The sequence below is a fragment of the Francisella uliginis genome (assembly GCF_001895265.1).
GTDB lineage: Bacteria > Pseudomonadota > Gammaproteobacteria > Francisellales > Francisellaceae > Francisella > Francisella uliginis.
In genome coordinates, this window is sequence record NZ_CP016796.1 from 124,319 (window position 1) to 149,440 (window position 25,122).

The following is a 25,122-nucleotide window of genomic DNA, read 5'->3' on the forward strand; positions in this document are numbered from 1 at the left end:
ATTCAAAAAGTTTGTTTATTAACTAAAACATGGAGATTATCCAAAGTGAAAAAAGAGAATCTACTTGAAAGACTTAATAAAGGTCCAGTAATTTGTGCAGAAGGTTTCCTATTTGAAATAGAGCGTCGTGGTTATTTAGCATCAGGTGAGTTTGTACCAATGGTATCGCTTGAACATCCTGAAGTTTTAGAGAACCTACATCGAGAGTTTCAACATGCGGGATCTGATATTGTTGAAGCATTTACATATAATGGTCATAGAGAGAAGCTAAGAGTTATTGGTAAAGAGCATTTGCTTGAGCCATTAAATAGACAAGCTCTAAGAATTGCTAAGAAAGTTGCTGACTCAACACCAGAAGGTGTACAACCAAATTTATTAGCAGGAAATATTTCTAATTCAAATATTTGGCAACAAGATGATCAAAAATCACAGCAAGAAGTTAAAAGTATGTTTAGCGAGATGATAGGATGGGCTGCTGAAGAAGGTGCTGACCTACTAATTGGTGAAACATTCTATTATGCTGAAGAGGCTTTCGCTGCTTTAGAAATTATGAAAAAAACAGGTTTACCTTGTGTAGTTACAATAGCGCCATTTGGTGAGAATGTTATGCGTGATGGCTGGAGTATTGTGGATACTTGTAAGGAGTTAGAGCAACGTGGTGCTGATGTGGTTGGTATGAACTGTTTCAGAGGTCCTCATACAATGCTTCCTGATATAGCAGAAATTCGTAAAGCTGTTAAATGCCATGTTGCGGCATTACCTGTTCCTTATAGAACAACAAATGATCATACTACATTTTTTAACTTACCTGATGAAAATGGTTGTCTTTGTGGTGCCCCTCATGGTAGAACATTCCCTACAGCATTAGATCCTTTATTCTGTAATCGTTATGAAATTAGAGATTTTGCTAAGAAAGCTTATGATCTAGGAGTTAATTATCTGGGTGTGTGTTGTGGTGCTAGCCCTATGTTAATTAGGGAGGTTGCAGATGCTGTTGGATTGCAAGTGCCAGCAAGTAAATACTTAGAGAGAATGGAAAATCACTTTATGTACGGTACTAATAAGCGTACAGCAAAACATATGCAAGAATATGGTAATAAAGCATAAAAAGTAACAAGTTAATTTAAAAAAGCGCTGATTTATTTCAAATTGCGGGCGCTAGATAAAATCTGCTAAAGCGAAAACATTAATAATATTGTTCTCATCGTTTTAGCAATTAAAATTTATGGGAGCAAAGATATGACCATTATAAATTCTAAAATCGATACTCTAGCTGTTCATGCAGGTAATCCAGGTGATCCAGTAACAGGTGCAGTAACGACACCTATTTACACCTCTTCAGTCTATCGTCAACAAAGTCCAGGTGGTGAAAAAGCTTTTGAATATGGCAGAGTAGGCAATCCTACTAGATCTAGTTATGAGCAGGCTGTTGCAGAGCTGGAAGGGGCAAAAAAAGGCTATGCTTTTTCATCTGGGGTTGCTGCAATTAATGCAGTATTAGATATTTTAGGTGCAGATAGTCATATAATAGCAACTGATGCTTTATATGGTGGAACCTATAGATTATTTGAAGAAGTTAAAAAACACTCATCTGGACTTCAAGCAACATATGCTAACTTGAGTGATTTAGATAATTTAGAAGAAAACCTTAGAGAAAATACCAGAATGGTATGGGTTGAGACACCATCAAATCCTTTATTAAGAGTCGTTGATCTAAGAAGGTTAAGTCAGTTTTGTAAGAAGCATGATTTAATATTTGTTGTCGATAACACTTTTGCTACTCCTTATAATTTAAAGCCTATTTCTTTTGGAGCTGATATAGTTATTCATTCAGCTTCAAAGTATATAAGTGGACATTCGGATGTAATTAGTGGCGTTATCGTTGTAAAAGATAATGATGAGCTAATAAAAAAGTTAGATCTTGTTCATCTAGCTGGGGGAGCAGTATCAAGTCCATTTGATAGTTTCTTGGCTACACGGGGATTAAGAACATTAGCTTTAAGAGTAAGGCAGCATAATCATAATGCTCTAACAATAGCTAGATGGCTTGAGCAACATGAATTAGTCAAAAAAGTGTATTATCCAGGCCTAGAAAGTAGTCCAGATTATCAGCTTGCAAAAGAGCAGATGAAGGGTTTTGGAGGAGTTCTAAGTCTTGAGCTAAATGGTAGTGATAGCTTAGCAAAAGCATTTCTAGAGAAGTTAGAGTTATTTGCTATAACAGTAAGTGCTGGCGGGGTTGAAAGTTTATCATCAATTCCTGCCTTAATGTCTCATTCATCAATTCCTAGGGAGGTTAGGCTTGAGCAAGGTTTAAGTGATGGTTTAATTAGACTCTCAATAGGTATAGAAGATGTTGAAGATCTTAAAAGTGATATCGAACAAGCATTTATAAAAGCAACGGCAAGAAAGGATAAAACAGATGAAGACATTGACTATAACCAAGCAGTCTAAATATCCTCAAGGAATGGTTTATCTTTTCCTAGCTGGTCTATGGGAGAGATTTAGTTACTATGGAATTACAGCATTACTAATTTTATATTTATTTAAGTTTTTTGATATATCTGATGCTAAAACTTATCTTATTTATGGTGCATATGCTTCGATGGTATATGGTACACCAATTATTGGAGGGATTATCGCAGATAAGTATATCGGCCAATATAGATCTATAATTGTCGGAGCTTCACTAATAGCTTTAGGACATTTTGTAATGATTGTTCCTAATCCTCAGCATATTTATTTCTTCCTAGGGTTAAGTTTTGTCATAGTTGGTACAGGTTTGTTTAAGCCTAGTATTGGTGCAATAACAGGAGCACTGTTTACAGATACTGAATATAAAAGGAATGAAGGTTTTACTTTACTATATATAGGTATGAATCTTGGCGCTATAACAGCACCAATTGTTTGTTCATATATAGCGGTGACAATTGGTTGGAACTTAGCGTTTGGTATTGCTGGTTTAGGGATGCTAGTGGGTTTGTTTATATTTATAAAAGGTTCAAAACACTATAAAGATATTAAACAAAATACAAAGTCTTTAGTCGACAGATATAAGTTTACAGCAATTATAACTGTAGGTTTGTGTGCTTTGACTGGTTTTATTTTTGTTTTGCTTGTTTATCCTATTTGGGCAAGCAGGGTTTTATATTTAATAGGAGCTATTACATTATTAATAATCTTATATTTTGTTAGAGTTTCAGAAGCTAATGATAGAAGTAGGATTTATATTACAGTTACACTAACTATTTTTTATATGATATTTATGATTCTGTTACAGCAGAGTGGTGGAATAATGAATGTTTTTACAGAAAGGAATGTTGATAGAGTTATATTTGGATTCGATATTCCTGCTAGTGCTTATCAGTCTGTAGAACCTTTCTTTATAATTCTCTTTGGACCAATGTATACTTGTCTAAGCCGTAAATATGGAACAAATCCATATGCATATCCGACAAAGTTCGCTAAGGGATTGTTTATTATGGGGCTGTCATTTTTTATTTTAGTTGTAGCGATTCCTCTGACTGCTAAAAACGGTATCATTTCATCGTGGTGGATAAATTTAAGTTATCTTTTCGAGGCTTTAGGTGAATTATTTATAGGTCCAATAGGTTTAGCAATGGTGAGTATTGTATCCCCTAAAAAGATGGTTGGCTTTTTTATGGGGGTATGGGTTTTAAGTTCAGCTTTTGCCAACTTCATGGCCGCAAGTTTTGGAATATTAATTAGTGGCAATGGTAAATCTGCTACACTTGCACCAGTTGAGACAATACATACATACTCAAAAGCGTTTAGTTATTTCACTTTATTAGGATGTGGCGCAGCAATTATCTTATTTATTTTATCACCGTATCTAAATAGAAAGCTTAGACAATTAATAGTATGATTTTTCTAATCACTGCGTTTTAATGTATATAGGTCTTTGCGTCTGTCTCTTAGATTCTTAACACTTCCAAATTGATTGAGTTCACGTAATAAATTAATATCAACATCAACAATCAGGATCATCTCAGTATTTGGAGTTGTCTCTGCTTTTATTCCTGTAGCTGGGAAAGCAAAATCACAAGGTGTAAATACCATTGATTGGGCATATTGAATATCCATATTATGTACATTTGGTAGGTTACCAACACTACCGGCGATAGCAACATAACACTCATTCTCAATAGCTCTTGCTTGAGCGCAGTTTCTAACTCTAGAAAAACCATTTTGTGTGTCTGTTAGAAATGGAACAAAAAGAATATCCATACCATCTTCAGCAAGTATTCTACTTAACTCTGGAAATTCGGAGTCATAGCAAATTAGGATACCTATTTTTCCACAATCAGTGTCAAATACTTCTAGCTTACTGCCACCTTGAAGACCCCACACCATAGCTTCATCTGGTGTTACATGAAGTTTTTCATATTTCTCTATAGTACCATCTCTACGACACAGGTAACCAACGTTGTATAGTCGTTCACCTTTCATTTCTGGCATACTTCCCGTTATTATATTTATATTATATGTAACGGCAAATTCAGAAAACTTATCAGTAATAAATTGGGTATGTTTTGCAAGTTCTCTAATTGCCTCAGGCTCTGATAGGTGGTTATTTTCAGCCATTAATGGAGCATTAAAAAATTCTGGGAACAATGCAAAGTCAGATCTGTAGTTTGATACTGCATTTACGAAATACTCCGCATGTTGCATTAGCTCATCTAGACCTTTATATGGGCGCATTTGCCATTGGATCAATCCTAAGCGAACATCTTTTTTGATTGGGGCTGCTTCTTTCTGCTCTTCTTCATAATAGATGTTTGTCCATTTAAGTAGAACAGCATAATCATTAGACTCGGTATCCCCATCTAAATATGATTTTATTATCCTAACTGGTTGAAAATCATTACTCAATTGAAAGTGAAGAACAGGATCGTGCAACTCTTGTCTTTTGAGCTTGTTTATATACTGCTGAGGAGACATTTGATCTGCATACTCATGATATCCTGGTATTCGACCACCAAAAATTATGCTTTTCAGGTTTAGTCTTTCACATAGATCTTTTCTATAATCATATAATCTACGGCCTAGACGCATACCTCTAAATTCAGGTTTAACAAATAGATCTATACCGTATAAAACGTCACCTTCATCATTATGAGTATTAAAAGTATCATTACCTGTTATTTTTCTATAAGTATGTTTATGGCCAAACTTTTTATAGTCAACAATAATTGATAATGCACATCCTGCCAACTGATCATTAACCTTAATTACGACTTGTCCTTCAGGAAATTTTTTTATTAGTGTACTTATTTCATAGTTTTCCCAGTATGGATTTCTAACATTGTTATAAACCTCTATCATTGCTTCTTTAAGCTCTTGGTAGTCATCTAAGCTTAAGTAGTCAAGTTTGATATTTTCTATATTCTGCATATTTTATAATTTTGAATAAAAGTCATAGTTATTACAAAGTATATTACTATAAAATTTATTTTGTAAAGATTTTGCTCAAATTTAGTCTTCTTTATTATTTCTTGCTATAATATGGTGATTAAATTTTGTCTATTTATTTATAAAAAAATTTTAAAGGGTTAGTTTAAATGAGAACGCACTATAGTTCAGATATTAATGAAAAGTTAGAAAACCAAAGAGTTACAGTTTGTGGATGGGTTCATCGTCGTAGAGACCATGGTGGAGTTATATTTTTAGATATAAGAGATAGAACAGGACTTGTTCAGTTAGTTTTTAACCCAGATAATGCAAACTTTGGTGTTGCTGACAGTGTAAGATCTGAATTCGTGATTCAAGCAGAAGGTGTGGTTAATCTAAGACCAGAAGGTCAAGAGAATAAAAATTTAGCAAGTGGTAAAATAGAGATTATTGGTGATACTATTGAAGTTATCAATAAGTCTAAGACGATCCCATTTCAATTAGATGATTTCCAAGCGACTGGTGAGGACATCAAACTGAAGTATCGCTATATAGATTTACGTCGTCCAGAAATGCAAAATAAATTGATTACACGTTCAAAAGCTATTCGTTATGTACGTAACTTTTTAGATGATAATGGTTTTTTAGATATTGAAACTCCATTTTTAACAAAAGCTACTCCAGAAGGTGCTAGAGATTATCTTGTACCAAGCCGTAATTTTAATGGTAAATTTTATGCTTTGCCGCAATCACCACAATTATTTAAACAGCTTTTAATGGTATCTGGCTTTGATAGATATTATCAAATTGTTAAATGTTTCCGTGATGAAGATCTAAGAGCAGATAGACAACCAGAATTTACGCAGATAGATATTGAGGCTTCATTTATTGATGAAGAGTTTATTATGTCTACTATGGAGAAAATGATTGCTGGATTATTTAAAGAGACTGTAGGAGCAGAGTTTAGTACACCATTCCAAGTAATGAGTTTTGCTGATGCTATGGATAAATATGGTTCAGATAAGCCTGATCTAAGAATTCCTCTTGAATTTGTTAATATCAAAGAAGATATGCAAAATGAAAAGTTTAAAGTTTTCTCAGGACCAGCAAATGATTCACAATCACGTGTGATAGCTATGAGAATCCCTCAAGGTAATGAGAAGCTGACACGTAAGATGATCGATGAATATACTAAATTTGTTAGTATTTATGGTGCTAGAGGTCTTGCTTATATTAAGATTAATTCATTATCCCAGGGTAAAGAAGGTCTTCAATCCCCAATCGTTAAGAATATTTCTGAAGATGCATTGTTCAATGTTATTAAGAAGACAGGTGCACAAGAAGGAGATTTACTATTCTTTGGCGCTGGTAAAACTAAGATTGTAAATGATTCAATGGGTGCTTTGAGAGCTAAAGTTGGTGAAGATCTTAACTTATTTGATAAAGAATGGGCTCCTTTATGGGTTGTTGATTTTCCAATGTTTGAGAAAGATGATAATCGTTTATATGCAATGCACCATCCATTTACAGCACCTAGTGTTGAGTCTGTTGAAGAGCTTACAAGCACTGATCCAGAGAAACTAATGTCTAGAGCGTATGATATGGTTATCAATGGTTATGAAGTTGGTGGTGGATCTATCCGTATTCATAAAGAAGATATCCAAGCAAAAGTGTTTAATTTGCTTGGTATTTCTGATGAAGAAGCTCGTGAGAAATTTGGCTTTATGCTAGATGCTTTATCTTATGGTACTCCTGTTCATGGAGGTATTGCATTTGGCGTTGATAGATTGATTATGTTATTAACGGGTACTACAAATATTCGTGATGTAATAGCATTCCCTAAAACTCAAACAGCAAGTTGCTTAATGACAGAAGCACCATCTACGGTTTCTTTAGAGCAGCTTAACGAGTTAGGTATAGCTGTTAAGAAAGAAGAGAAGTAAGTATGAATGTCCTTATGATTGGAGGGTATGACTCTCCTAACGATCAGTATTTTGATAAAACTTTTTGTTTTTTTGAGAAAATTGTAGAAAAATATGATCATGTTCGAGGAATATATAGTGTTGGCAACTTAGAGAATTTTAAAAAACTTCCAACATGCGTGGATTTTGTAGAGATAGGACATCCATCATCAAAGCTTGACTTCAAAGGTATAAGCAAGTTTCGCAAAGTTATTAAAGAAAGAAATATTGATATTGTTCATTGTGTCAGTAATAGATACTTAGGCATTATAAACTTAGCAGTAACTTTTTTAAAAAAGAAACCTAAGATTATTTGTCGTAGAGGGATCGTTAGGGATATTAAGTATTTTGATCCTACAGAATATATAACTTACTTAAGTCCCAATCTTTCTCATGTTATAGCCTTATCTGAATGTATAAATAAGCAATTAACTAGCTATAAGAGGTTTCATGATAAAGTAACAACTATTTATCAATCTATTGAATATAAAGATTTAAATATATCTGAAGACATAAGCTTAAGAAAAGAGTACTCTATCCCTGATAATACCTTAATAGTAGGAGTGGTTGCTAACTATAGAAAAATTAAAGGTCTTGAATTGCTTATTGAAGCGATGAACTCTATTTTAGAGAAGAAAGACAAAAATATTTGCCTTGTGGTTATTGGTGAAGGTTGTGAAAAGAATTTAAAAGGACTTGTTAAGCAAGAGGTTTCAGATAGGGTTTTATTTCTTGGGTCTAAAAAAGATCCAGCAAACTATGTAAAATCATTTGACCTGTATGTTCAACCTTCTTTCTCTGAGGGATTATCTTTTGCTCTTGTAGAATCAATACTTGTTGGGTGTTGTCCTATAGTCTCAAATGTTGGAGGAATGCCTGAGATTGTAAAAAATAATGAAAGAGGGCTTACGTTTGAAAAAGGTAATATAGCAGATCTAGAAAATAAGATAGACTATCTTATTGAAAATTCTGATGAAAGAATAAAATCTTCAAAAAATGCAAAACAATGGGTTGAACGAGAGTTTACTATGAATAAAATGGTAATGAAAACGTATAATCTATATGAAAAACTTTTGACGAAAGAGCCTAACTCCTAAAAATATGAAGTAGTATAATTGACAAGTTACTTTTATATTTTATTGTAATTCACTTTTATTCATATAAATTTTAAAGGATGTCTTAAATAAAAATGCAAAAAAATTCTTTAGTAATTTTTAAATCAAAACCTGCGAAGGTTATTGATGTTTTAGATAAAAAAATAGAAATAGAAACTTTAGATGGTAAAAATATAAAGCTACCTCCTAAGAATGTTCAATTATTAGTACATGCAGGTCGTGATTTTGAACTTGATAGTCTAGAGCAACTGGATATCTCTGAGTTAGAAATGACTTGGGATTTACTACAAGAGCAACAAAGTACAACTATAGAAGAGTTATGTGAGCTTTTATTTGAGAGTGTAGGTATAAATGAAGCATATACAGTATGGTCACTGGTATCTCAAGGTGAGTATTTTAGTTTTGATGATAACTTTAATATCATGGTTCATTCTTCAAGTGAGCGTAATGCAATTGTTAAAGAAAGACAAGAAAAGCAAAAAAAAGAGCAAGAACTAAATGATTTTATAGAACGAGTAAAACAAAAAAGTTATGCTCCAGAGGATGAGAAGTTTTTAAAAGAGATTGCAACTCTAGCAACATTAAAAAGTCCAAATTGTCGCTTATTCAAATATCTTAATATGGAAGAGTCTGAGAACAGTGCTTATAAGCTTTTGCTAGATGTAGGTTATTGGGATGAGTTTTATAATCCGTATTTGTATAGATATAAAGCAGAACTTGAAAATAACCCTGCAGAGTTTGTATATAATTGTGATTCAGATGCTGATAGAGTCGATCTAACACACTTAATAGCTTATGCAATTGATGATGAGGGCAGTAATGACCCTGATGATGCAATAAGTTGGGATTCAGATAGAAATAAAATGTGGGTGCACATAGCAGATCCATCATCAAGTATAAGTTTTGGTGATGAAGTAGATCTAGAAGCAAGAGCAAGAGGTTCAAACCTTTATGTTCCAGAAAAGATAGTTTCTATGCTTCCGCAACAAGCTACTGAAGAGCTTGGACTAGGGCTAAAAGATATTTCTCCAGCTTTATCTGTAGGTTTTACAGTTAGTGAGCAAGGAGATATCCACGATGTTGAAATATGTTTTAGTAAGATAAAAGTAACAAGACACTCATATGAATTTGCAGAGGGGCATATCGAAGATTTGGAGCTTGGAGATATAATCGCTTATGCAAAAAAATTTACTCAGAAGCGCTTGTCTCAAAAAGCTGTAGAGCTCGATTTTCCTGAGATCAAGATAAGCCTTGATGAAGATAAAAATGTTAAATTAACAGATCTACCAAGATTAAACTCAAGGACTCTTATCAGAGATACTATGCTAATGGCAGGGGTTGCTATAGGCCAGTTTTGTATAGAGAATGATATTGCAGTGCCTTTTTCAACCCAACCTGAACATGACCTCGAGCAAGAGCATTTAGATAATCTTAATTCAATTGCAGATATGTTTGCTACACGTAAGAAATTACAAAGAGGAAAGTACTCGACGACTCCTGCTATGCATGCGGGTATGGGGTTAGATACTTATGTGCAAGTTACAAGCCCATTAAGAAGATACCTTGATTTACTTGTTCACTATCAGCTTAGAAATTTCTTAAGCCAAGAAACACTATTACAAGCAGAAGAAGTTGACAATATAATTGCTCAAGTTGATATTCCTATTCGAACAAATAGGCAGACTGAACGTTTTTCTAATTCTCATTGGAAGCTTGTTTACCTATTACAGAATCCAAACTTAGAATTTGAGGCAACTGTGATCGAAAAATTAGAAAGAGGTCGATTAATGGTTTCTATAGCAGATCTGGCAATGACTAAAAAACTTTCTGTAAGTGGGAAGTATGAATTAAATGATATTTTAAAATTACAAAATACCTCTGTAAACCTTGTAACACAAGAGGCTTTCTTCAAGGTTATAGAAGAAAGTTAACCACATTCTAACAATAAACTCACAGTTTTATCCACAGGTTGTGAAAAATCAAAAAGAGTCTTTTTTTATATTTAACTTATGTTCTGTATGTATTGATTTATAAGGGTTTTAGAGTGGTGAAATTTACTTCACTAAAAGATAGTTAAAGATTCCACACAGAAATTTCATATATATATAAACATACTTATCCACAACGGCTGTGAATTATTGTTTTCCCCCATGGAATTGCTTAATATATAAGGCTTTTGATGTTATTTATATTCTCTAGTGGTTAATAAATCATATAAATTAATGTATCATTTTCTTTAATTATTTAGAGTTTAGAAAAATTATGAATTACGAATTAATTGAACCAAAAGGTCAAGCAAAATTTTGTGTTATTTGGTTACATGGTCTTGGGGCTGATGGACATGATTTTGTTGATATTGTAGATCATCTTGATGTATCTATTGAAAACATTCGCTTTATCTTCCCTCATGCAGATGTAATGCCTGTTACCATAAATATGGGAATGCAGATGAGAGCTTGGTATGATATTAAATCATTAGATGCAGGTAGCTTAAATAGAGTTGTAGATGTTCAAGGTATAAATACATCAATCGAAAAGCTTAACAATCTAATAGATGAACAAGTTAGTCAAGGTATTTCTAGTGAGAATATTATCTTAGCAGGTTTCTCACAAGGTGGGGTTATTGTAACTTATGCTACTATTTTGTCTAAGCGTAAATTTGCAGGTTTGATGGCACTGTCTACGTATTTACCTGCTTGGGATGAGTTTAAAGATAATATTGCAGAAATAAATGAAGATGCTGCGATATTAGTATGTCATGGAACTCATGATCAAGTATTACCCGAAGTATTAGGTAAAGACCTATCTTCTAAGCTTAGGGATAATGGTTTTAGTAATGAATATAAACATTACTCAGGGATGCAACATTCCGTGTGTATAGAAGAAATAAAAGATATATCTAACTTTATAGCAAAAGCATTTAATATATGAAACAAATAGTTATAGCTAGTAGAGATAGTAAGCTAGCATTATGGCAGACGAACTTTGTCAGAAACAGAATAGAGAAAGAACTAAATATTCCTTGTCGAATTAGCACAATGAAAACACAAGGAGATATTATTCTTGATAAGCCTCTCAATAAGATTGGAGGTAAGGCTCTTTTTATGAAAGAGTTAGAAGTTGCAATGCAAAATAATAAGGCTAATATAGCTGTGCATTCTCTTAAGGATGTTCCATATGAGTTACCAGAAGGTTTTTGTCTAGCAAGTTTTATGCCAAGAGAAGATCCTCGCGATGCATTTGTTTCAAACAACTATAGTTCTATAGATGATCTTCCTCAAGGAGCTGTTGTTGGGACATCTAGCTTGCGTCGAAAATCCCAATTACTTAACTATAGAAAAGATCTTGTGATAAAAGAGCTAAGAGGTAATGTCCAAACAAGGTTAGCAAAATTAGATGCAGGAAATTATGATGCGATAATTTTAGCAGGTGCAGGGCTTATTCGTTTGGAGCTTCAAAATAGGATAAAACAATTTATCCCAACAGATATATCATTACCAGCAGTGGGTCAAGGTATTGTTGTTATCGAGGCTTTAGAAAAGGATAAAGAACTTTTTGAGATTCTACAAAAGCTTAATTGTGCAGAAAGCTATATTGTTGCTAGTGCAGAAAGAGCATTTAATGAAGAGCTTAAAGGTGGTTGTCATGTAGCTATAGGAGCTTATGCACAAATTATAGATGAGCAAATAACTCTTACTGCAATGGTTGCTAGTAGTAATGGAGATCGTATATTAAGACATAGTATAACTGGAGAGAATCCTTTGGCTTTAGGTAAACAATTAGCCCAAAAGATGATAGAATTGGGCGCACGCGAAATATTGGAGAGTTAGATGGGGACTTTATTATTATTGGTAGGAATTGGTGGAGGTCTTGGTGCAATGTCGAGATTTGCACTAACTCAAGCAACAGCAAGTATCTCAAAGCAAATTCCCTTAGGAATTTTATTTTGTAATGTTATAGGTTCGTTAGTTATAGGAATGGTTGCGGCTTTTTTGCTTGAAACAAAGCTTTTTAATGAAGATATCTCAACCTATGTAAGATCTCTTTTTGTTACAGGATTCTTAGGAGGCTTTACAACTTTTTCAAGTTTTAGTTTAGATATTTTAAACTTATTACAAAGAGGCGAGATGTTTATAGCCTTAGGATATGTACTTGTAAGTGTGTTAGTATCTTTATTTGCTGTTATTATAGGATATTATTTCATAATAGGACTTTATAGATGAAAAAAATAATAATTGGCTTAGCTTTATCTCTAGTTTTAGCTATATCTGGATGTATTCCTTTTGCTGGGGGAAATGTGGCAGTTCAAGATGGTCTTTTTGGTGTTAATGATGGTATTAATAGTCTTGAAATGGAACAAGGAACAACAGTCAAACAAGTTTATGATGCTATAAAAAAAGCTATTAAAAAACATCCAAAAGAGTTTGAAGTTAAGGGAGATGATTATGGTAGTGAGAAATCAACTGTATGGACTTTCTCAAATAAATATAATCAACCAGTTACATTTTATGCTCTCAAAAAAGGTGATAATGTTTATATTGGTGTATATCTTGGTTCAGATAAAAGATCTAAAGATAAGAAGATGCAGCGTATTTATTACCTAGAAGATTTAGTTTTAGATAATTTAAAATAAGCCTTAGGTTCTCCATTTATTCGTACTAGCTAATTATTACCTGAATTATTTTCATAAAAAATTTATCAATTTTACTTATATATAAAATAAGAAATATTAATTTTATAATTAATTGTCGCGAATATATAATTTCTTCGGAATTATCCAAAGAGGGAAGTAATGAAAATTTTCCAGAAAGTAACTATATCTATTTTGACCCGATTAAGTCATTGTGTGCAGTCTTTTAAATATTAAAATCAAATTTGATTACTATAGCAGAAAATATATCAATCTAAGGAAATTTATGAAGAAATACTCGCCAATCGCTCTTTCATTATTGTTAATATCTTGTTCAAGCAATCCTGAGATCACTAAGCTTGGACCAGGAGTTGTTAAATCTGAAGAGCAACTAATTAGTAAAGAGCAAATGAAAAAAGATGAAACTAAAAAAGATGTTCTAACTGGAGCAGGTGTAGGAGCTGGCTCAGGGGCGGCAGTAGGGGCAGGTGTAGGAGCTGGTACAGGAGCGATCGTTGGAGCCGGGACAGGAGCTCTTGTAGGAGCTGGAGGAGGCTATATTTATGTATCGAATAAGGATGATATTATTGGTAAATATAAGTACCAGGTTTTACAAGATGGTAAAACAACACCGGTAACCTTTGAACAATTTCCTGATAAGAATTATTTAGTTGGAGAGAAAGTTGACCTTTATAAAAGTGAATATAAAGGGGAAAAGACTTATTTTATAAAATCAGAGGAATCTAAAAAAGATTAGGTTTACTTCTCAACTTTGAAAGTTGTACCACAGTATGGACAAGTATTTGTTTTTTTATCCTTAAGATCAATATACACTCGAGGATGTAAGTTCCAATTTTCGTGGTATTTTGTTGGGCAAGACACTCTTTCACCAGGATGTACTTTAATAATTCTTTGTTCTTTTTTCATTTTTCTGATGTAACAAATCTTATAGTGTCTAGATTTTAACAAAAATATAAAGAAATTAATAATACAAAAACAAATATAAATCACTTATACTTAAAGCGTTATGTAAAAAACAAAAGGTTTTGACATATGAAAAGGTTATATAATGCAAATATGTCAGCAAAAGTATCTCGCACAAAGTGGGATGTTTTTGCTTTATCAATAATACTTTTAATCCTATGTATTTTTGTTTGGTCAACCTCTAATCTTGGAGGTGCAGTTGACTATACCAGTCAAACAAGCGTTGAAAAGTATTCGGAAATATCATTAAACTTATGGCTGCTACCTTATTATACAGCAGAAACAACTATTCGAATGTTTATTGGTTTGGGGATTTCCTTATTAGTAACATTTATTTTCGGTACATGGGCGGCAAAAAGTAAGAGAGCAGAGAGTCTGATTATACCAGTTGTAGATATTTTACAGTCTATACCTGTACTAGGTTTTTTTGCTATAACTGTAACAGGCTTTTTAGCACTATTTCCAACCTCATTATGGGGAGCTCAGGCCGCTGTGATTTTTGGTATTATTACAGCACAAGCATGGAATATGATACTAAGTTTTTATCAATCATTAAAAACTGTTCCTAAAGAGCTAAATGAAGCAGCTGAAATGTACCAACTTTCGCCATGGCAGAAGTTCTGGAAAGTTGAAGTACCATTTTCGATGCCTGGCTTAGTTTGGAATACTATGATGTCGATGTCGGCAAGTTGGTTTATGATAGTTGCATCTGAAACTATAATTGTTAATTTCAGTGCTTCGCAATCAATACCAATAAACTTATCAGGCATAGGATCTTTTATTGATGCTGCTAATAATGCACAAAGCTTTGGAGCTGTAGGAGCTGCGATAGTTACAATGTTAATAACGATTGTACTATATGATCAGCTTTTATTTAGACCATTGGTTGCATGGTCTGAAAAATTTGTCATAGGAGATAATCCGTCAGAAGCACATAGTAAGTCATGGTTCTTAAATATTCTACAAAAATCATTAGCTGTAAAAGTTTTCACCTCATTTTTAGCTAAAATTTCAAATAAAGTAGTGAATATTAAGATATTTAAAAAGGATCTTAATAAAGCTTATAATCGTAAAGTCCATCGTAAGGCTGAGAAGTCAGAGAGTGCATTTAAGAGAATTTTTTGGAATGTAATTATTTCTATTGTTATTTTACTTTTACTATTTTCGATGTATCAAACTATTTATGTAAAAAATCCTAATATAGGTATAGAAGAAACTCTAAAAGTTTTTATGTATGGTTTATTTACAGGTGCTAGAGTCGCTGTTTTGATACTTATTACATCTTTAATATGGGTTCCTATAGGTATATGGATTGGTTTGAGACCTAAGATAGCTCAAAAAGTCCAGCCTTATGCTCAAATGGCAGCGGCTTTCCCTGTCAACGTTTTATATGGTGTTTTTGGGACGTTAGTAGTAATGTTTAATCTACATTTTGATATCTGGTGTATTTTATTAATGGCTCTTGGGACACAATGGTATATCTTATTTAACGTTATTGCAGGAGCATCGGCTATCCCAGAAGAGTTGAAGTTTGCTGCTACAAATATGCAGTTAAAAGGGATAGCAAAACTTAAGAAGTTCTTAATCCCTGCTGTAATGCCTTATTATGTTACTGGAGCAATTACAGCAGCAGGAGGCTCTTGGAATGCTAGTATTATTAGTGAGTACATAAACTGGGGCAAGGGTTCTGTAATTCAAGCTTCAGGTTTAGGTGATTATATTACAAAGTATACAAATATGCCTGGAGATCATACAGCTAATGTTCTTTTGGGTGTGATTGTTATGTGTATTTTAGTTGTAGCATCAAATAAATTGTTTTGGCGCAGATTATATAACTATGCAGAAAATCGTTTTAGTATGAATATGTAAAGCATAGAGGATTTTTTAAAATGAGTAAGAAAATATTTACAGTAGAAAAGGTTAATAAGGAGTTTAATATTAAGGGAGGCCATTCTCTTAAAGTATTAGATAATATAAACTTTATACTTCATGAAGGTGAAATTGTTGCCTTATTAGGAAAGTCAGGTTCAGGTAAATCAACACTATTAAGAATAATAGCAGGACTTTTAAGCCCAACAAATGGTGAAGTACTATATAGAGGTAAAAAAGTATCTGCGCCAGTACCAGATATTTCAATGGTTTTTCAAAGTTTTGCTCTTATGCCTTGGTTAACAGTTTTACAAAACGTTGAACTAGGGCTTGAAGCGCGTAAAATAAGCCTCAAAGAACGTAGGGAAAGAGCGTTAAAAGCTATTGATATGGTTGGTCTTGATGGTTTTGAAAATGCTTACCCTAAAGAGCTTTCTGGAGGGATGAAGCAGCGTGTTGGTTTTGCAAGAGCTCTAGTTCTTGAACCAGATGTTTTACTTATGGATGAACCATTCTCAGCTCTTGATATTTTAACTGCGGAAAACCTTAGAGAAGACTTACTTGATCTATGGGAAGAAAATGATGCTATGAAAGGTATTTTGTATGTTACTCATAGTATTGAAGAGGCTGTTTTAACAGCAGATAGGATTATTATATTTGGTAGTAACCCAGGGTTTATTCGTGGTGAATTAAAAATAAATATTCCTCACCCAAGAAGCTCCCAAGATCCAGTTGTTGCGAACCTTGTCGATCAGGTTTATCGTATGATGACAACAGCGCAGACTAAAGAGCTTTCAGAACGTATGAACAAGAAAACTGCTATGACGATTGGTTATAGGCTTCCAGATGTTGATATTTCTGAGATGAATGGTCTTTTGGATGAAATGGCAGAAATCAAAAATGTTGATGCTGTTGATCTACCGCAGCTTGCAGATGAGCTACATCTAGATATTAATGACTTATTCCCAATTATCGAGATCCTTTCTATTTTGCGTTTTGCCGAGGTTTCAGATGGTGATATCAAAATGACAGCGATGGGGCGTAAATTTATTGATTCAAACATTGATGATAGAAAGTTCATCTTTGGTAGATTGTTTTTAAAATATATTCCTTTAGCGCGTCATGTTGTTAAAGTTTTAAATGAAAGAGAAAATCAGTCAGCACCAAGAAGTAGATTCTTAGCAGAATTAGATGATTATTACCCAGTAGATATAGCTGAAAGAGTCTTTGATACCTTTATTGATTGGGCTCGTTATGCGGAGCTTGTTTATTATGATGCAAATACAGGTATTATTTCATTAGATGAGAATGCTGCTGAATATATAAAGAAAATGTAGTTTAAGCTATTAATTTTTAATAAGAGCTATCAAAAAATAATATTTAGAATATCTTAGATCTGAAGTAGTTTATAAGCAATTTTAATCTACAACCGTCACTATTGTGAGATTTATTCTAATTCTTCTAATAATTTTCACGATACCAATCTATGCGTTAGCAGAATCTTCTACTGACAGAGAAGCTACTTCTAGTATTGATAAGAAAGATCTATTAGCATTACAGCAACAGATAACTTCATTGAAAGAGCAAATAAGTCAGGTAAAAAAATCAAAAAATATAAATAGATCTAATTCAAGCTCATCATTTGCTACTTATGGTTCAAAAATTGATAATACCTCAATTACTAGTGGGCATAACTTAGACCTTACGACAAATGAGCTAAATAATGCTGATGCTGCTGACATAACATCATCTATAGAAGCAGATGATTCTATAGATGATGATATGAATAAAAGCGGCGTTTTTATCTCAAATGGTAAGATTGATGTTGGAGGTACACCAGCTATTACAACTCAAGGTCAAATAACTTATCTAGGATCATATTCTGGTAATAATAGCATTCCAATAGGAATGATCTCGAGTAATCTTTTTGCATCTACCATATTAGGGCAAAGAGATTCATTTAATGACTACTCAGTATTTTTTGGAGGGTATATAGAAGCCGATGCACAGGCATGGTTTGGTAGTCAGATAAATAGGACAGCAGGAGCTGCAAACTTTCAATCTACAGGTCAGAACATCTATTTAACAAACTCAAAGCTTTATTTCCTCTCAAATCTTGGTCATTATGTCACGGCTCAATTTGATTTTGATACAGATGAAACAGGTAGTTTTGGTATAGGTAATGCTTTTGTAATTTTTGGTAACTTAGATACATCTCCTTTCTTCGTAACAGCTGGTAGAAGTAAGCTGTCCGTTGGCTCATATGGTGGTGGTGGGCCTTGGACTAGTGGTATTATCGATGATTTCTTATCGCCAGATAAAGTTACCAATGTATCGATAAATTATAAAAATGACACAATTAATACTAATATAGCAGTCTTTGGCTCTGATGATAATCGTGCTAACTTTTCAGCAGGTTTTTTCTATGCAGATTCCTGGACACAAGATCTTTCAGTTGGTTTTAATGCGGGGTATGTTTTTAATATTGCAGGAGCTGGAAATAGCAGTATATCTCAATTTCTTGATAATATTGGTAGGGCTAATGATAATGTTGGTGTGATAAATTTTGATGGGACATTAGCGTATTCAGTATTAGGAGGCATTGCTCAGTTTCAAGGAGGTTGGTCAACAACGACTAATGCTGAGGACTTTAATGAAAATGGTACCAATGTAAATGCTGGAGCTTGGTATTTAGGTTTAGCTTATGGGCTTACTTTAGGAGGTAGAGATACTAACTTTAACGTTACATATGGTCAATCATATAATGCAGCAAATATTCCAATGCCATTAGCTAATGCATCTCCAAACTTTGGTCTTGCAAGCTCAGGGATAAAGAACCAATGGATTATTTCAGCGCAAAGAGCATATTTTGATAATAATGTGTTACTTGGACCAGAATACTCTTATCAACGCTTATATAATAACCAATATATGAATACACTAACTTTAGATTTATCAGTGTATATCTAGCATAAGCATAAGTATGATGGCTCTTATAGATTGATAAAAAAATTAATATAATATAATATCTTAGTTTCCAATTAAGGTTTTATCTCTTTTGGGAGTTGATTTTGCATAATAGCATCGAAGCATTTTTACATTCATCTAACTACATTATGTTAGCTTCAGGACTAATATTGTTTTCTGCTATTGTCTCTCAGTTCCTATCATGGAAACTAAAACTACCATCAATATTATTTTTAATATTAAGTGGTATTATTTTGGGCCCTGTTTCAGCACAGTTTTTTCCTAGTGGTTTTAAGCTTGTGGATGGCAATATTATATTTGGCCAATCTTTATCACCATTTGTATCAATATGTGTTGCTATAATTCTTTTTGAGGGGAGTTTATCTCTAAATTTTAGAGAGATTAAGAATGTTAGTAGTGTTGTGACTTTACTTATTACTGTTGGTTTAGCTCTGACAATTATATTCACTGCTATTTTCTGTCATAAAATATTAGGTTTAAATCTTCAGTTATCTTTATTAATTGGAGGAATAACTTGTGTTAGTGGACCAACTGTAGTGCCTCCTCTTATGCGAACAGTTAGACCTAAAAGACATGTTGCAAATATTTTAAAATGGGAAGCGATAATAGTTGATCCAATTGGTGCTCTTGTTGTTGTATTTATGCTTTCTTGGTTTGTTCTAGGAAGCTCTTATTATGGTCAACCTAATGGGGTTAGTGTATTTATTGCATATATATTATTTGTTTGCATCTTAGGGGTTACTACTGGTTTTATCTTTGGGTACTTTATTGGATTAAGTTTTAGAAGGCACTATATTCCGGAATATCTTAAGAGTTTTTTTGTTTTAGCTGTAATAGTTGTAGGATTTATAATTACAGACTCTCTAATGCATGGTTCTGGATTGTTAATGGTTACTGTTGCTGGGCTTGTAATGGCAAATATGAAAGATATTAGAATGTCTGATATTGTGTCATTTAAAGAGAATCTTAGTATAGTAATTATTTCTGTGTTATTTATTGTATTAGGAGCTGATATTGATTTTAGCTTATTTAAAGACTACTGGTTAGCACTGATAGAAATATTTTTATTTTTGCAGTTTGTTTTACGACCTGCTGTAGTTATTTTATGTTCTATAGGGTCAAAAACAACTTTTGCAGAAAAGGTTATTATGGGGATGATTTATCCTCGTGGAATTATAGCTGCATCTGTAGCGGCTTTAGTAGCAGTTAAAGTTAGTCGATCAAATCCAGAGTTAACATCTCAAGCAGATACTCTAGTATTTTTCGTATTTATGATAATTATATTTACAGTTATTTTCCAAAGTATTTTTACCCCAGCAATTTCAAAGGCTTTAGGTGTTACAGAACCAGAAGGTAAAGGCTTTTTGATAATTGGTGGTAATAAGTTTGCTCGTGAGTTAGCAGAAACTTTTGTTAAAAATGATATAGAAGTTATTATTACTGATTCATCTTGGGCAAATGTTCAAAAGTGTCGTCAACTTGGTTTAAACACATATTATGGAAGTCCAGTTTCGATTCATGCAGATTGGAGTATTAATCTAGTAGGTATTGGTTCGATGCTAGGTTTGTCGACTAGTGAATATGTAAATGCAGTATCAGCTGTTAAATATAAGCATGAATTTGGCTCTAAAAATACTTATGTGCTAAGAACATCTCAAAAAGAAAGTTATAAAGGAATTGGAGCTATAGAAACAAATCTTGCAACGTTACTTTTTGATGAAGGCGTTGATTTTAATCTATTAATAGATAGATTAAATCAAGGGGCTAGTATAAGAAGTACAAATATTACGCAAAACTACACGCTAGAGACTTTCTTTACTGATAACCCGGATGCGATACCCTTATTTATAATTGATAGTTATGGCTATGCACAACCATTTAGTAAGAATAAGAAAATTAAACAAGAAAACTATAGTCTGATATCATTAAGAGATAATGTGAATAAGAAAAATAAGGATCAATTGTGTCTAGATGTATAAGAAGCTTTAATGGTAAAAATCCAAATGTTGCCAACTCTGCATACGTTGATGAATCCGCTGCTGTAATAGGTGATGTCATTCTTAAAGATGACGCTTCTGTTTGGCCTCAAGTCAGTGTTAGAGGTGATTTATTAACAATTACTATCGGTAAAGGTACTAATATTCAAGATTGTAGTACTTTGCATACAACAGAATATCCAAAAGATTCTGGAGAAGGATTTGCTCTAACTATTGGAGATGATGTTACAGTAGGTCACGGTGTTATATTGCATGGTTGTGAAATTAAGAATAATTGCCTAATAGGTATGGGGGCTATAATTTTAGATGGAGCAGTTGTTGAACCTTGGGTTTTTCTAGGTGCAGGTAGCTTAGTCCCTCCAGGGAAGATTCTTGAATCTGGCTATATGTATTTAGGGTCTCCAGTAAAGAAAATCAGACCAATAAGTGATCAAGAAAGAAAAATTATACAAGAAAATGCTAATCATTATGTCAAAGTTAAAAATAGGTATAAAGCAGATATATAAGCTTTTATTAGTTTCTTTATTTGCAACTACAGTAGTATCTTGTACTACTGTACAAACAAAAATGACTCCAATATCTCCAAAAAATACTTTTGAGCAAGATAAGATAAAGCCTCAGCTTCTTAAGCTTGATAGTTGGAAAATAAAAGGTGTTTTAGGAATCATTTATAATAATAAAGCTGAATCAGCAAATTACATATATACTCAGGATGATGATAAATTTAGTATTAAACTATACGGACCTTTAGGTATAGGTAGTGTTCAAATTAAGGGTGACTCTAATCAAGTAACATTAGAAAATAGCAAAGGACAAAAAATACAGGCAAAAGATGCTAAATCATTGATGATAGAGCAGTTGGGCTGGTATGTACCTGTAGATGGCTTAAAGTACTGGATAAAAGGCGTAGCTATTCCTAGTATCAAATATAAGTCTAAGCTAAATCATAACAACCTTGTAGAAATGTTGGAACAAAATGGTTGGAATATCTCATATAAGAGTTATAAGTTTGTTGATTCTAAATATCCTCTACCATCAAGAATAAGAATGTCTAGGGATAATTTAATAATAAAAATAGTCATAAAATCATGGCAGATCTAAACTATAAAGAATACAAAAGTTTTGCAAAGATTAATCTTTTCTTACACATACTAAATAAGAGAGATGACGGTTATCATAATCTACAAACATGGTTTACATTTTTAGACCTAAAAGATAGTTTGAAATTTAGATTTAATGATTCATCTGAAATTAATATTTCAAGTAATGTAGATATTTCATCAAAAACTGATAATTTAGTCTATAAAGCTATAAAAGAGTTTCAAAAAGCTTTCAAAGTTCCCAATGTAGGTGTTGATGTTGAGTTATCAAAGCAAATACCTATGGGAGCGGGGCTTGGTGGTGGAAGCTCTAATGCCGCTACAACTCTTATAGCTATGAGAGATTTTTATATGCCTGAGCTGTCTAATCAAGATATGATGGAATTAGCTACCAAACTTGGTGCTGATGTGCCAATATTTTTATATGGTAAATCAGCATGGGCCGAAGGAATAGGGGATAAACTATATTATAAGAAATTCAAACAGCAATACGTATTGCTAGTTAAGCCAGATATCCATATAAGTACAAAAGAGTTTTTTGAAAGCGAAAAGCTTATTAAAACGACTAATTATTTATCTAAAGATTTAGGTTTTGATAAAAAGGTTATGCATAATGACTTTGAGAGAGTTTTTTTTGCAAAATATCCTGAATTCAATCATTATCTTAAAGGGTTAGATCCTGAATTTAGAATGACTGGAACAGGGTCATGTTTTTATTTACTTTCTCAAAATAAGGACAAACTACAACAACTTGCAAGAAAAGTTGATAAATGTCTTGACAAATGGGTAGTTAAAACATTAAACTATGGCTACTAACTTTTGAGGTTAGTTCTTTAGTTGGGCTATCGCCAAGCGGTAAGGCAACGGGTTTTGATCCCGTCATGCGCAGGTTCGAATCCTGCTAGCCCAGCCACACAAATTCCCCAAATTTAAAACTATTTCATCCACTGACTTTTAGTTTAAAAAAATATATAATTGTTATTTAATGTTATATTAATTAAATTTAATTATGTCTGAGAATTATCATATTGGAACACCTGGTGAAAAATGGGGTTCGCAAGAGAAACAGCAATGGCTTAATGAGCAAGGTAAGAAAAGATCTTATAATGAAGAAGCAGAGCAAAAAATATTAGCTTTAACTTCAAACTTTGATGTCGATGTATATCATAAGCTGGAATATTCAGTTGGTAGTTATAAACTATATGCTCTTAAAACTAAAAACTGGGATGCTTCTAAACCATCTATATTAGTTACTGGTGGTGTCCATGGGTATGAGACAAGTGGTGTTCAAGGAGCAATTAGTTTTGCCCAAACAAGAGCTTTAGAATTTGCTAAAGATTTTAATATAGTTATCTTACCATGTTTAAGTCCTTGGGGTTATGAAACAATTAACCGTTGGAATCCTAATGCTGTAGATCCAAATAGATCTTTTTATCTAGATAGTGGCTGTCAAGAGTCAGTTGCTGCAATGAAATATGTGTATTCTTTAAATCAAGATTTTATAATGCATATAGATTTACATGAGACTACAGATACTGATGATAGTGAATTTAGACCAGCATTAGCAGCACGAGAAGGTATATTTATAGATAAATGGGGAATACCAGATGGTTTTTATCTAGTTGCTAATAGCAATAGACCTCATCATGAGTTTCAAAATTATATAATCGACGCTGTAGCTAAAGTTACGCATATAGCACCGACAGACCCTGATATAAGTATTCTTGGCGATGATACTATAAAAAATGGTGTTATGGTTTGTGATTCAGACAAAGAAAAGCTTTGTATGTCTTTATCTAATGCTGAATATACAACTACTACAGAAGTATATCCAGATAGCCCAAAAACAAATCCTCAAGAATGTATTTTAGCCCAAGTTGAAGCAATAGCTGCTGGTATCGAATATATTAAAAAGAATAAATAGGTAAAACAATGTTAAACGGTTTAATTAATGTTGCTGATTTTTTAGTTAGTATAGTCTTTGGTTTATATGCCTTTATATTGTTATTTAGGTTTTTCTTGCAGTGGGTAAAAGCAGATTTTTATAATCTAGTTTGTCAGATGATTATGCGTGTTACGAATGCTATTATCCTACCAATTAGAAAGCTTGTGCCGGGCTTCTTAAATTTAGACTGGTCATGTATTGTTGCAGTGTATCTAGTTTTTGTTATTCAAGACTTACTTTTAGGCTTACTCAATGGTATAGGGTTTGATTTGACCTTTATATTTATAAAGCCTTTTGTGGATATAATCTTTGCTATCATAAATATGTATGTTTATTTGATTGTTATAAGAGCTATAGCTAGTTGGTTTATTCAAGGTGGTTTAAATCCTATATTTATAGTAATATTTCAAATTACAGAGCCGCTTCTAGCAAGAGCTAGGGGTGTTATAAAACCAAAATCTGGATTTGATTTTTCACCTATTATCGTTTTGATAGCTTTATTCTGTATTCAGATATTTTTACAAAGTGTATTAGCTCAACTTTTTCATTATTAATTTTTTAAATTATTCTTTTTTGTTAACAACATTTTATATGCTGAATCACCATTCTCATAAAAGCTATTTATTTTCTTATGAATTTTGAATCCTATATTTCTATATAAGTTTATAGCTCGAAAGTTATTAGTGTTTACTTCTAGAGTGATATCTTTTGTTGAGTTATTTAGAATATACTCTAGAAGTCTCTTGCCTACTCCTTGACCTTGAGAGTTTTGGCAAACAGCGAGAGAATATATCCTAATTGTTTTCTTATATTCAAAGCATAGTATGTATCCTGTTAGAGAGCTTGCCTTCTTAGAAACAAAAAAGTTTTTCTGCTTTTTTATGTTATAAATAAACTGTCTTCTGGATATCTTATCGGATAGAAAAGTAGAGTCTTCTAAATCAATAAGCTCTTTAAGGTGTGATAACTTAGCTTTAGTTATTTGCATATGGTAGCTTCTTATGATTCATTCTATTGAGAAACTCTAGCATTATCGTTGTGTATAGTTGATCACCAATATATGCATCTTCAATATCAGAGTCGATAGATGGGTTATCATTAATCTCAATAGACCTCTTGCG

Annotated in this window: 23 protein-coding genes, 1 tRNA gene and 1 pseudogene; 21 read left to right on the top strand and 4 right to left on the bottom strand. The window is 32.9% G+C overall.

The window, feature by feature from the left end:
* The first annotated feature begins 45 nt into the window (after positions 1-45).
* The 3 genes from F7310_RS00640 (at position 46) to F7310_RS00650 (ending at position 3,886) form a co-directional block, all read left to right on the top strand.
* Complete coding sequence (locus F7310_RS00640) at positions 46-1,107, top strand: homocysteine S-methyltransferase family protein (protein ID WP_072711152.1); 1,062 nt, start codon at positions 46-48, stop codon at positions 1,105-1,107.
* A 132-nt stretch (positions 1,108-1,239) separates the two neighbouring features.
* Entirely contained in the window at positions 1,240-2,454 is a 1,215-nt protein-coding gene (locus F7310_RS00645; RefSeq protein ID WP_072711153.1) for a trans-sulfuration enzyme family protein, read from the top strand.
* A complete protein-coding gene (locus F7310_RS00650) occupies positions 2,423-3,886 on the top strand; it encodes a peptide MFS transporter (protein ID WP_072711154.1) in 1,464 nt (487 codons plus the stop codon). The genes F7310_RS00645 and F7310_RS00650 overlap by 32 nt, the downstream gene beginning before the upstream one ends.
* A gap of 5 nt (positions 3,887-3,891) precedes the next feature.
* Here F7310_RS00650 and F7310_RS00655 read toward each other — a convergent pair whose 3' ends face one another.
* Positions 3,892-5,415, bottom strand: coding sequence for a bifunctional GNAT family N-acetyltransferase/carbon-nitrogen hydrolase family protein (locus F7310_RS00655; RefSeq protein WP_072711155.1), 1,524 nt, complete (start codon positions 5,413-5,415; stop codon positions 3,892-3,894).
* A 167-nt stretch (positions 5,416-5,582) separates the two neighbouring features.
* Between F7310_RS00655 and aspS the strand changes: the two genes are divergently transcribed.
* The 8 genes from aspS to F7310_RS10570 all read left to right on the top strand — a co-directional run bounded on the left by aspS (position 5,583) and on the right by F7310_RS10570 (position 13,875).
* Complete coding sequence (gene aspS, locus F7310_RS00660; protein WP_072711156.1) at positions 5,583-7,355, top strand: aspartate--tRNA ligase; 1,773 nt, start codon at positions 5,583-5,585, stop codon at positions 7,353-7,355.
* Between the two features lie 2 nt (positions 7,356-7,357).
* Entirely contained in the window at positions 7,358-8,470 is a 1,113-nt protein-coding gene (locus F7310_RS00665; RefSeq protein ID WP_072711157.1) for a glycosyltransferase family 4 protein, read from the top strand.
* Between the two features lie 92 nt (positions 8,471-8,562).
* A complete protein-coding gene (locus tag F7310_RS00670; protein WP_072711158.1) occupies positions 8,563-10,419 on the top strand; it encodes a ribonuclease catalytic domain-containing protein in 1,857 nt (618 codons plus the stop codon).
* Between the two features lie 331 nt (positions 10,420-10,750).
* On the top strand, positions 10,751-11,419 hold the full coding sequence (locus tag F7310_RS00675) for an alpha/beta hydrolase (protein ID WP_072711159.1): 669 nt from the start codon (positions 10,751-10,753) through the stop codon (positions 11,417-11,419).
* On the top strand, positions 11,416-12,318 hold the full coding sequence (gene hemC / locus F7310_RS00680; protein ID WP_072711160.1) for a hydroxymethylbilane synthase: 903 nt from the start codon (positions 11,416-11,418) through the stop codon (positions 12,316-12,318). The genes F7310_RS00675 and hemC overlap by 4 nt, the downstream gene beginning before the upstream one ends.
* Complete coding sequence (gene crcB, locus F7310_RS00685) at positions 12,319-12,711, top strand: fluoride efflux transporter CrcB (RefSeq protein ID WP_072711161.1); 393 nt, start codon at positions 12,319-12,321, stop codon at positions 12,709-12,711.
* Entirely contained in the window at positions 12,708-13,121 is a 414-nt protein-coding gene (locus F7310_RS00690) for a hypothetical protein (protein WP_072711162.1), read from the top strand. Before crcB ends, F7310_RS00690 begins: the two co-directional genes overlap by 4 nt.
* Before the next feature lie 283 nt (positions 13,122-13,404).
* Positions 13,405-13,875, top strand: a complete 471-nt coding sequence (locus F7310_RS10570; protein ID WP_072711163.1) for a hypothetical protein — start codon at positions 13,405-13,407, stop codon at positions 13,873-13,875.
* A 2-nt stretch (positions 13,876-13,877) separates the two neighbouring features.
* On the opposite strand, the gene F7310_RS00700 is transcribed toward F7310_RS10570, so the two are convergent.
* Positions 13,878-14,045, bottom strand: coding sequence for a zinc-finger domain-containing protein (locus F7310_RS00700; protein ID WP_072711164.1), 168 nt, complete (start codon positions 14,043-14,045; stop codon positions 13,878-13,880).
* Positions 14,046-14,171: 126 nt separating this feature from the next.
* Here F7310_RS00700 and F7310_RS00705 point away from each other — a divergent pair, with 126 nt between their 5' ends.
* The 10 genes from F7310_RS00705 to F7310_RS00750 all read left to right on the top strand — a co-directional run bounded on the left by F7310_RS00705 (position 14,172) and on the right by F7310_RS00750 (position 24,555).
* A complete protein-coding gene (locus tag F7310_RS00705) occupies positions 14,172-15,971 on the top strand; it encodes an ABC transporter permease (protein ID WP_072711165.1) in 1,800 nt (599 codons plus the stop codon).
* A 20-nt stretch (positions 15,972-15,991) separates the two neighbouring features.
* Positions 15,992-17,308: an ABC transporter ATP-binding protein gene (locus F7310_RS00710; RefSeq protein ID WP_072711166.1), complete on the top strand. Its 1,317-nt coding sequence runs from the start codon at positions 15,992-15,994 to the stop codon at positions 17,306-17,308.
* Positions 17,309-17,411: 103 nt separating this feature from the next.
* Positions 17,412-18,941, top strand: a complete 1,530-nt coding sequence (locus F7310_RS00715) for a DUF3573 domain-containing protein (protein ID WP_236939877.1) — start codon at positions 17,412-17,414, stop codon at positions 18,939-18,941.
* 146 nt (positions 18,942-19,087) lie between these two features.
* Complete coding sequence (locus F7310_RS00720) at positions 19,088-20,938, top strand: cation:proton antiporter (RefSeq protein WP_414654035.1); 1,851 nt, start codon at positions 19,088-19,090, stop codon at positions 20,936-20,938.
* Positions 20,923-21,462, top strand: a complete 540-nt coding sequence (locus tag F7310_RS00725; protein ID WP_072711169.1) for a gamma carbonic anhydrase family protein — start codon at positions 20,923-20,925, stop codon at positions 21,460-21,462. Before F7310_RS00720 ends, F7310_RS00725 begins: the two co-directional genes overlap by 16 nt.
* Complete coding sequence (gene lolB, locus F7310_RS00730) at positions 21,413-22,057, top strand: lipoprotein insertase outer membrane protein LolB (protein ID WP_072711170.1); 645 nt, start codon at positions 21,413-21,415, stop codon at positions 22,055-22,057. The genes F7310_RS00725 and lolB overlap by 50 nt, the downstream gene beginning before the upstream one ends.
* Positions 22,045-22,872 carry a 4-(cytidine 5'-diphospho)-2-C-methyl-D-erythritol kinase gene (ispE, locus tag F7310_RS00735; protein ID WP_072711171.1) on the top strand — a complete coding sequence of 276 codons (828 nt, stop codon included), beginning with the start codon at positions 22,045-22,047 and terminating at the stop codon, positions 22,870-22,872. Before lolB ends, ispE begins: the two co-directional genes overlap by 13 nt.
* Positions 22,873-22,894: 22 nt before the next feature.
* Positions 22,895-22,969: transfer RNA gene (locus F7310_RS00740), tRNA-Gln, on the top strand.
* 96 nt (positions 22,970-23,065) lie between these two features.
* Positions 23,066-23,980 (top strand): M14 family metallopeptidase, encoded by a 915-nt coding sequence (locus tag F7310_RS00745; RefSeq protein ID WP_072711172.1) that lies wholly within the window; start codon positions 23,066-23,068, stop codon positions 23,978-23,980.
* Positions 23,981-23,988: 8 nt separating this feature from the next.
* Positions 23,989-24,555, top strand: a complete 567-nt coding sequence (locus tag F7310_RS00750; RefSeq protein ID WP_072711173.1) for a YggT family protein — start codon at positions 23,989-23,991, stop codon at positions 24,553-24,555.
* Here F7310_RS00750 and F7310_RS00755 read toward each other — a convergent pair.
* Positions 24,552-24,989 (bottom strand): GNAT family N-acetyltransferase, encoded by a 438-nt coding sequence (locus tag F7310_RS00755; protein WP_072711174.1) that lies wholly within the window; start codon positions 24,987-24,989, stop codon positions 24,552-24,554. The genes F7310_RS00750 and F7310_RS00755 overlap by 4 nt on opposite strands.
* Positions 24,976-25,110 (bottom strand): annotated as a pseudogene (locus F7310_RS10850) (RimK family alpha-L-glutamate ligase); the annotation flags it as partial. The pseudogene F7310_RS10850 and the gene F7310_RS00755, both read right to left, overlap by 14 nt.
* Between the last annotated feature and the right edge of the window lie 12 nt (positions 25,111-25,122).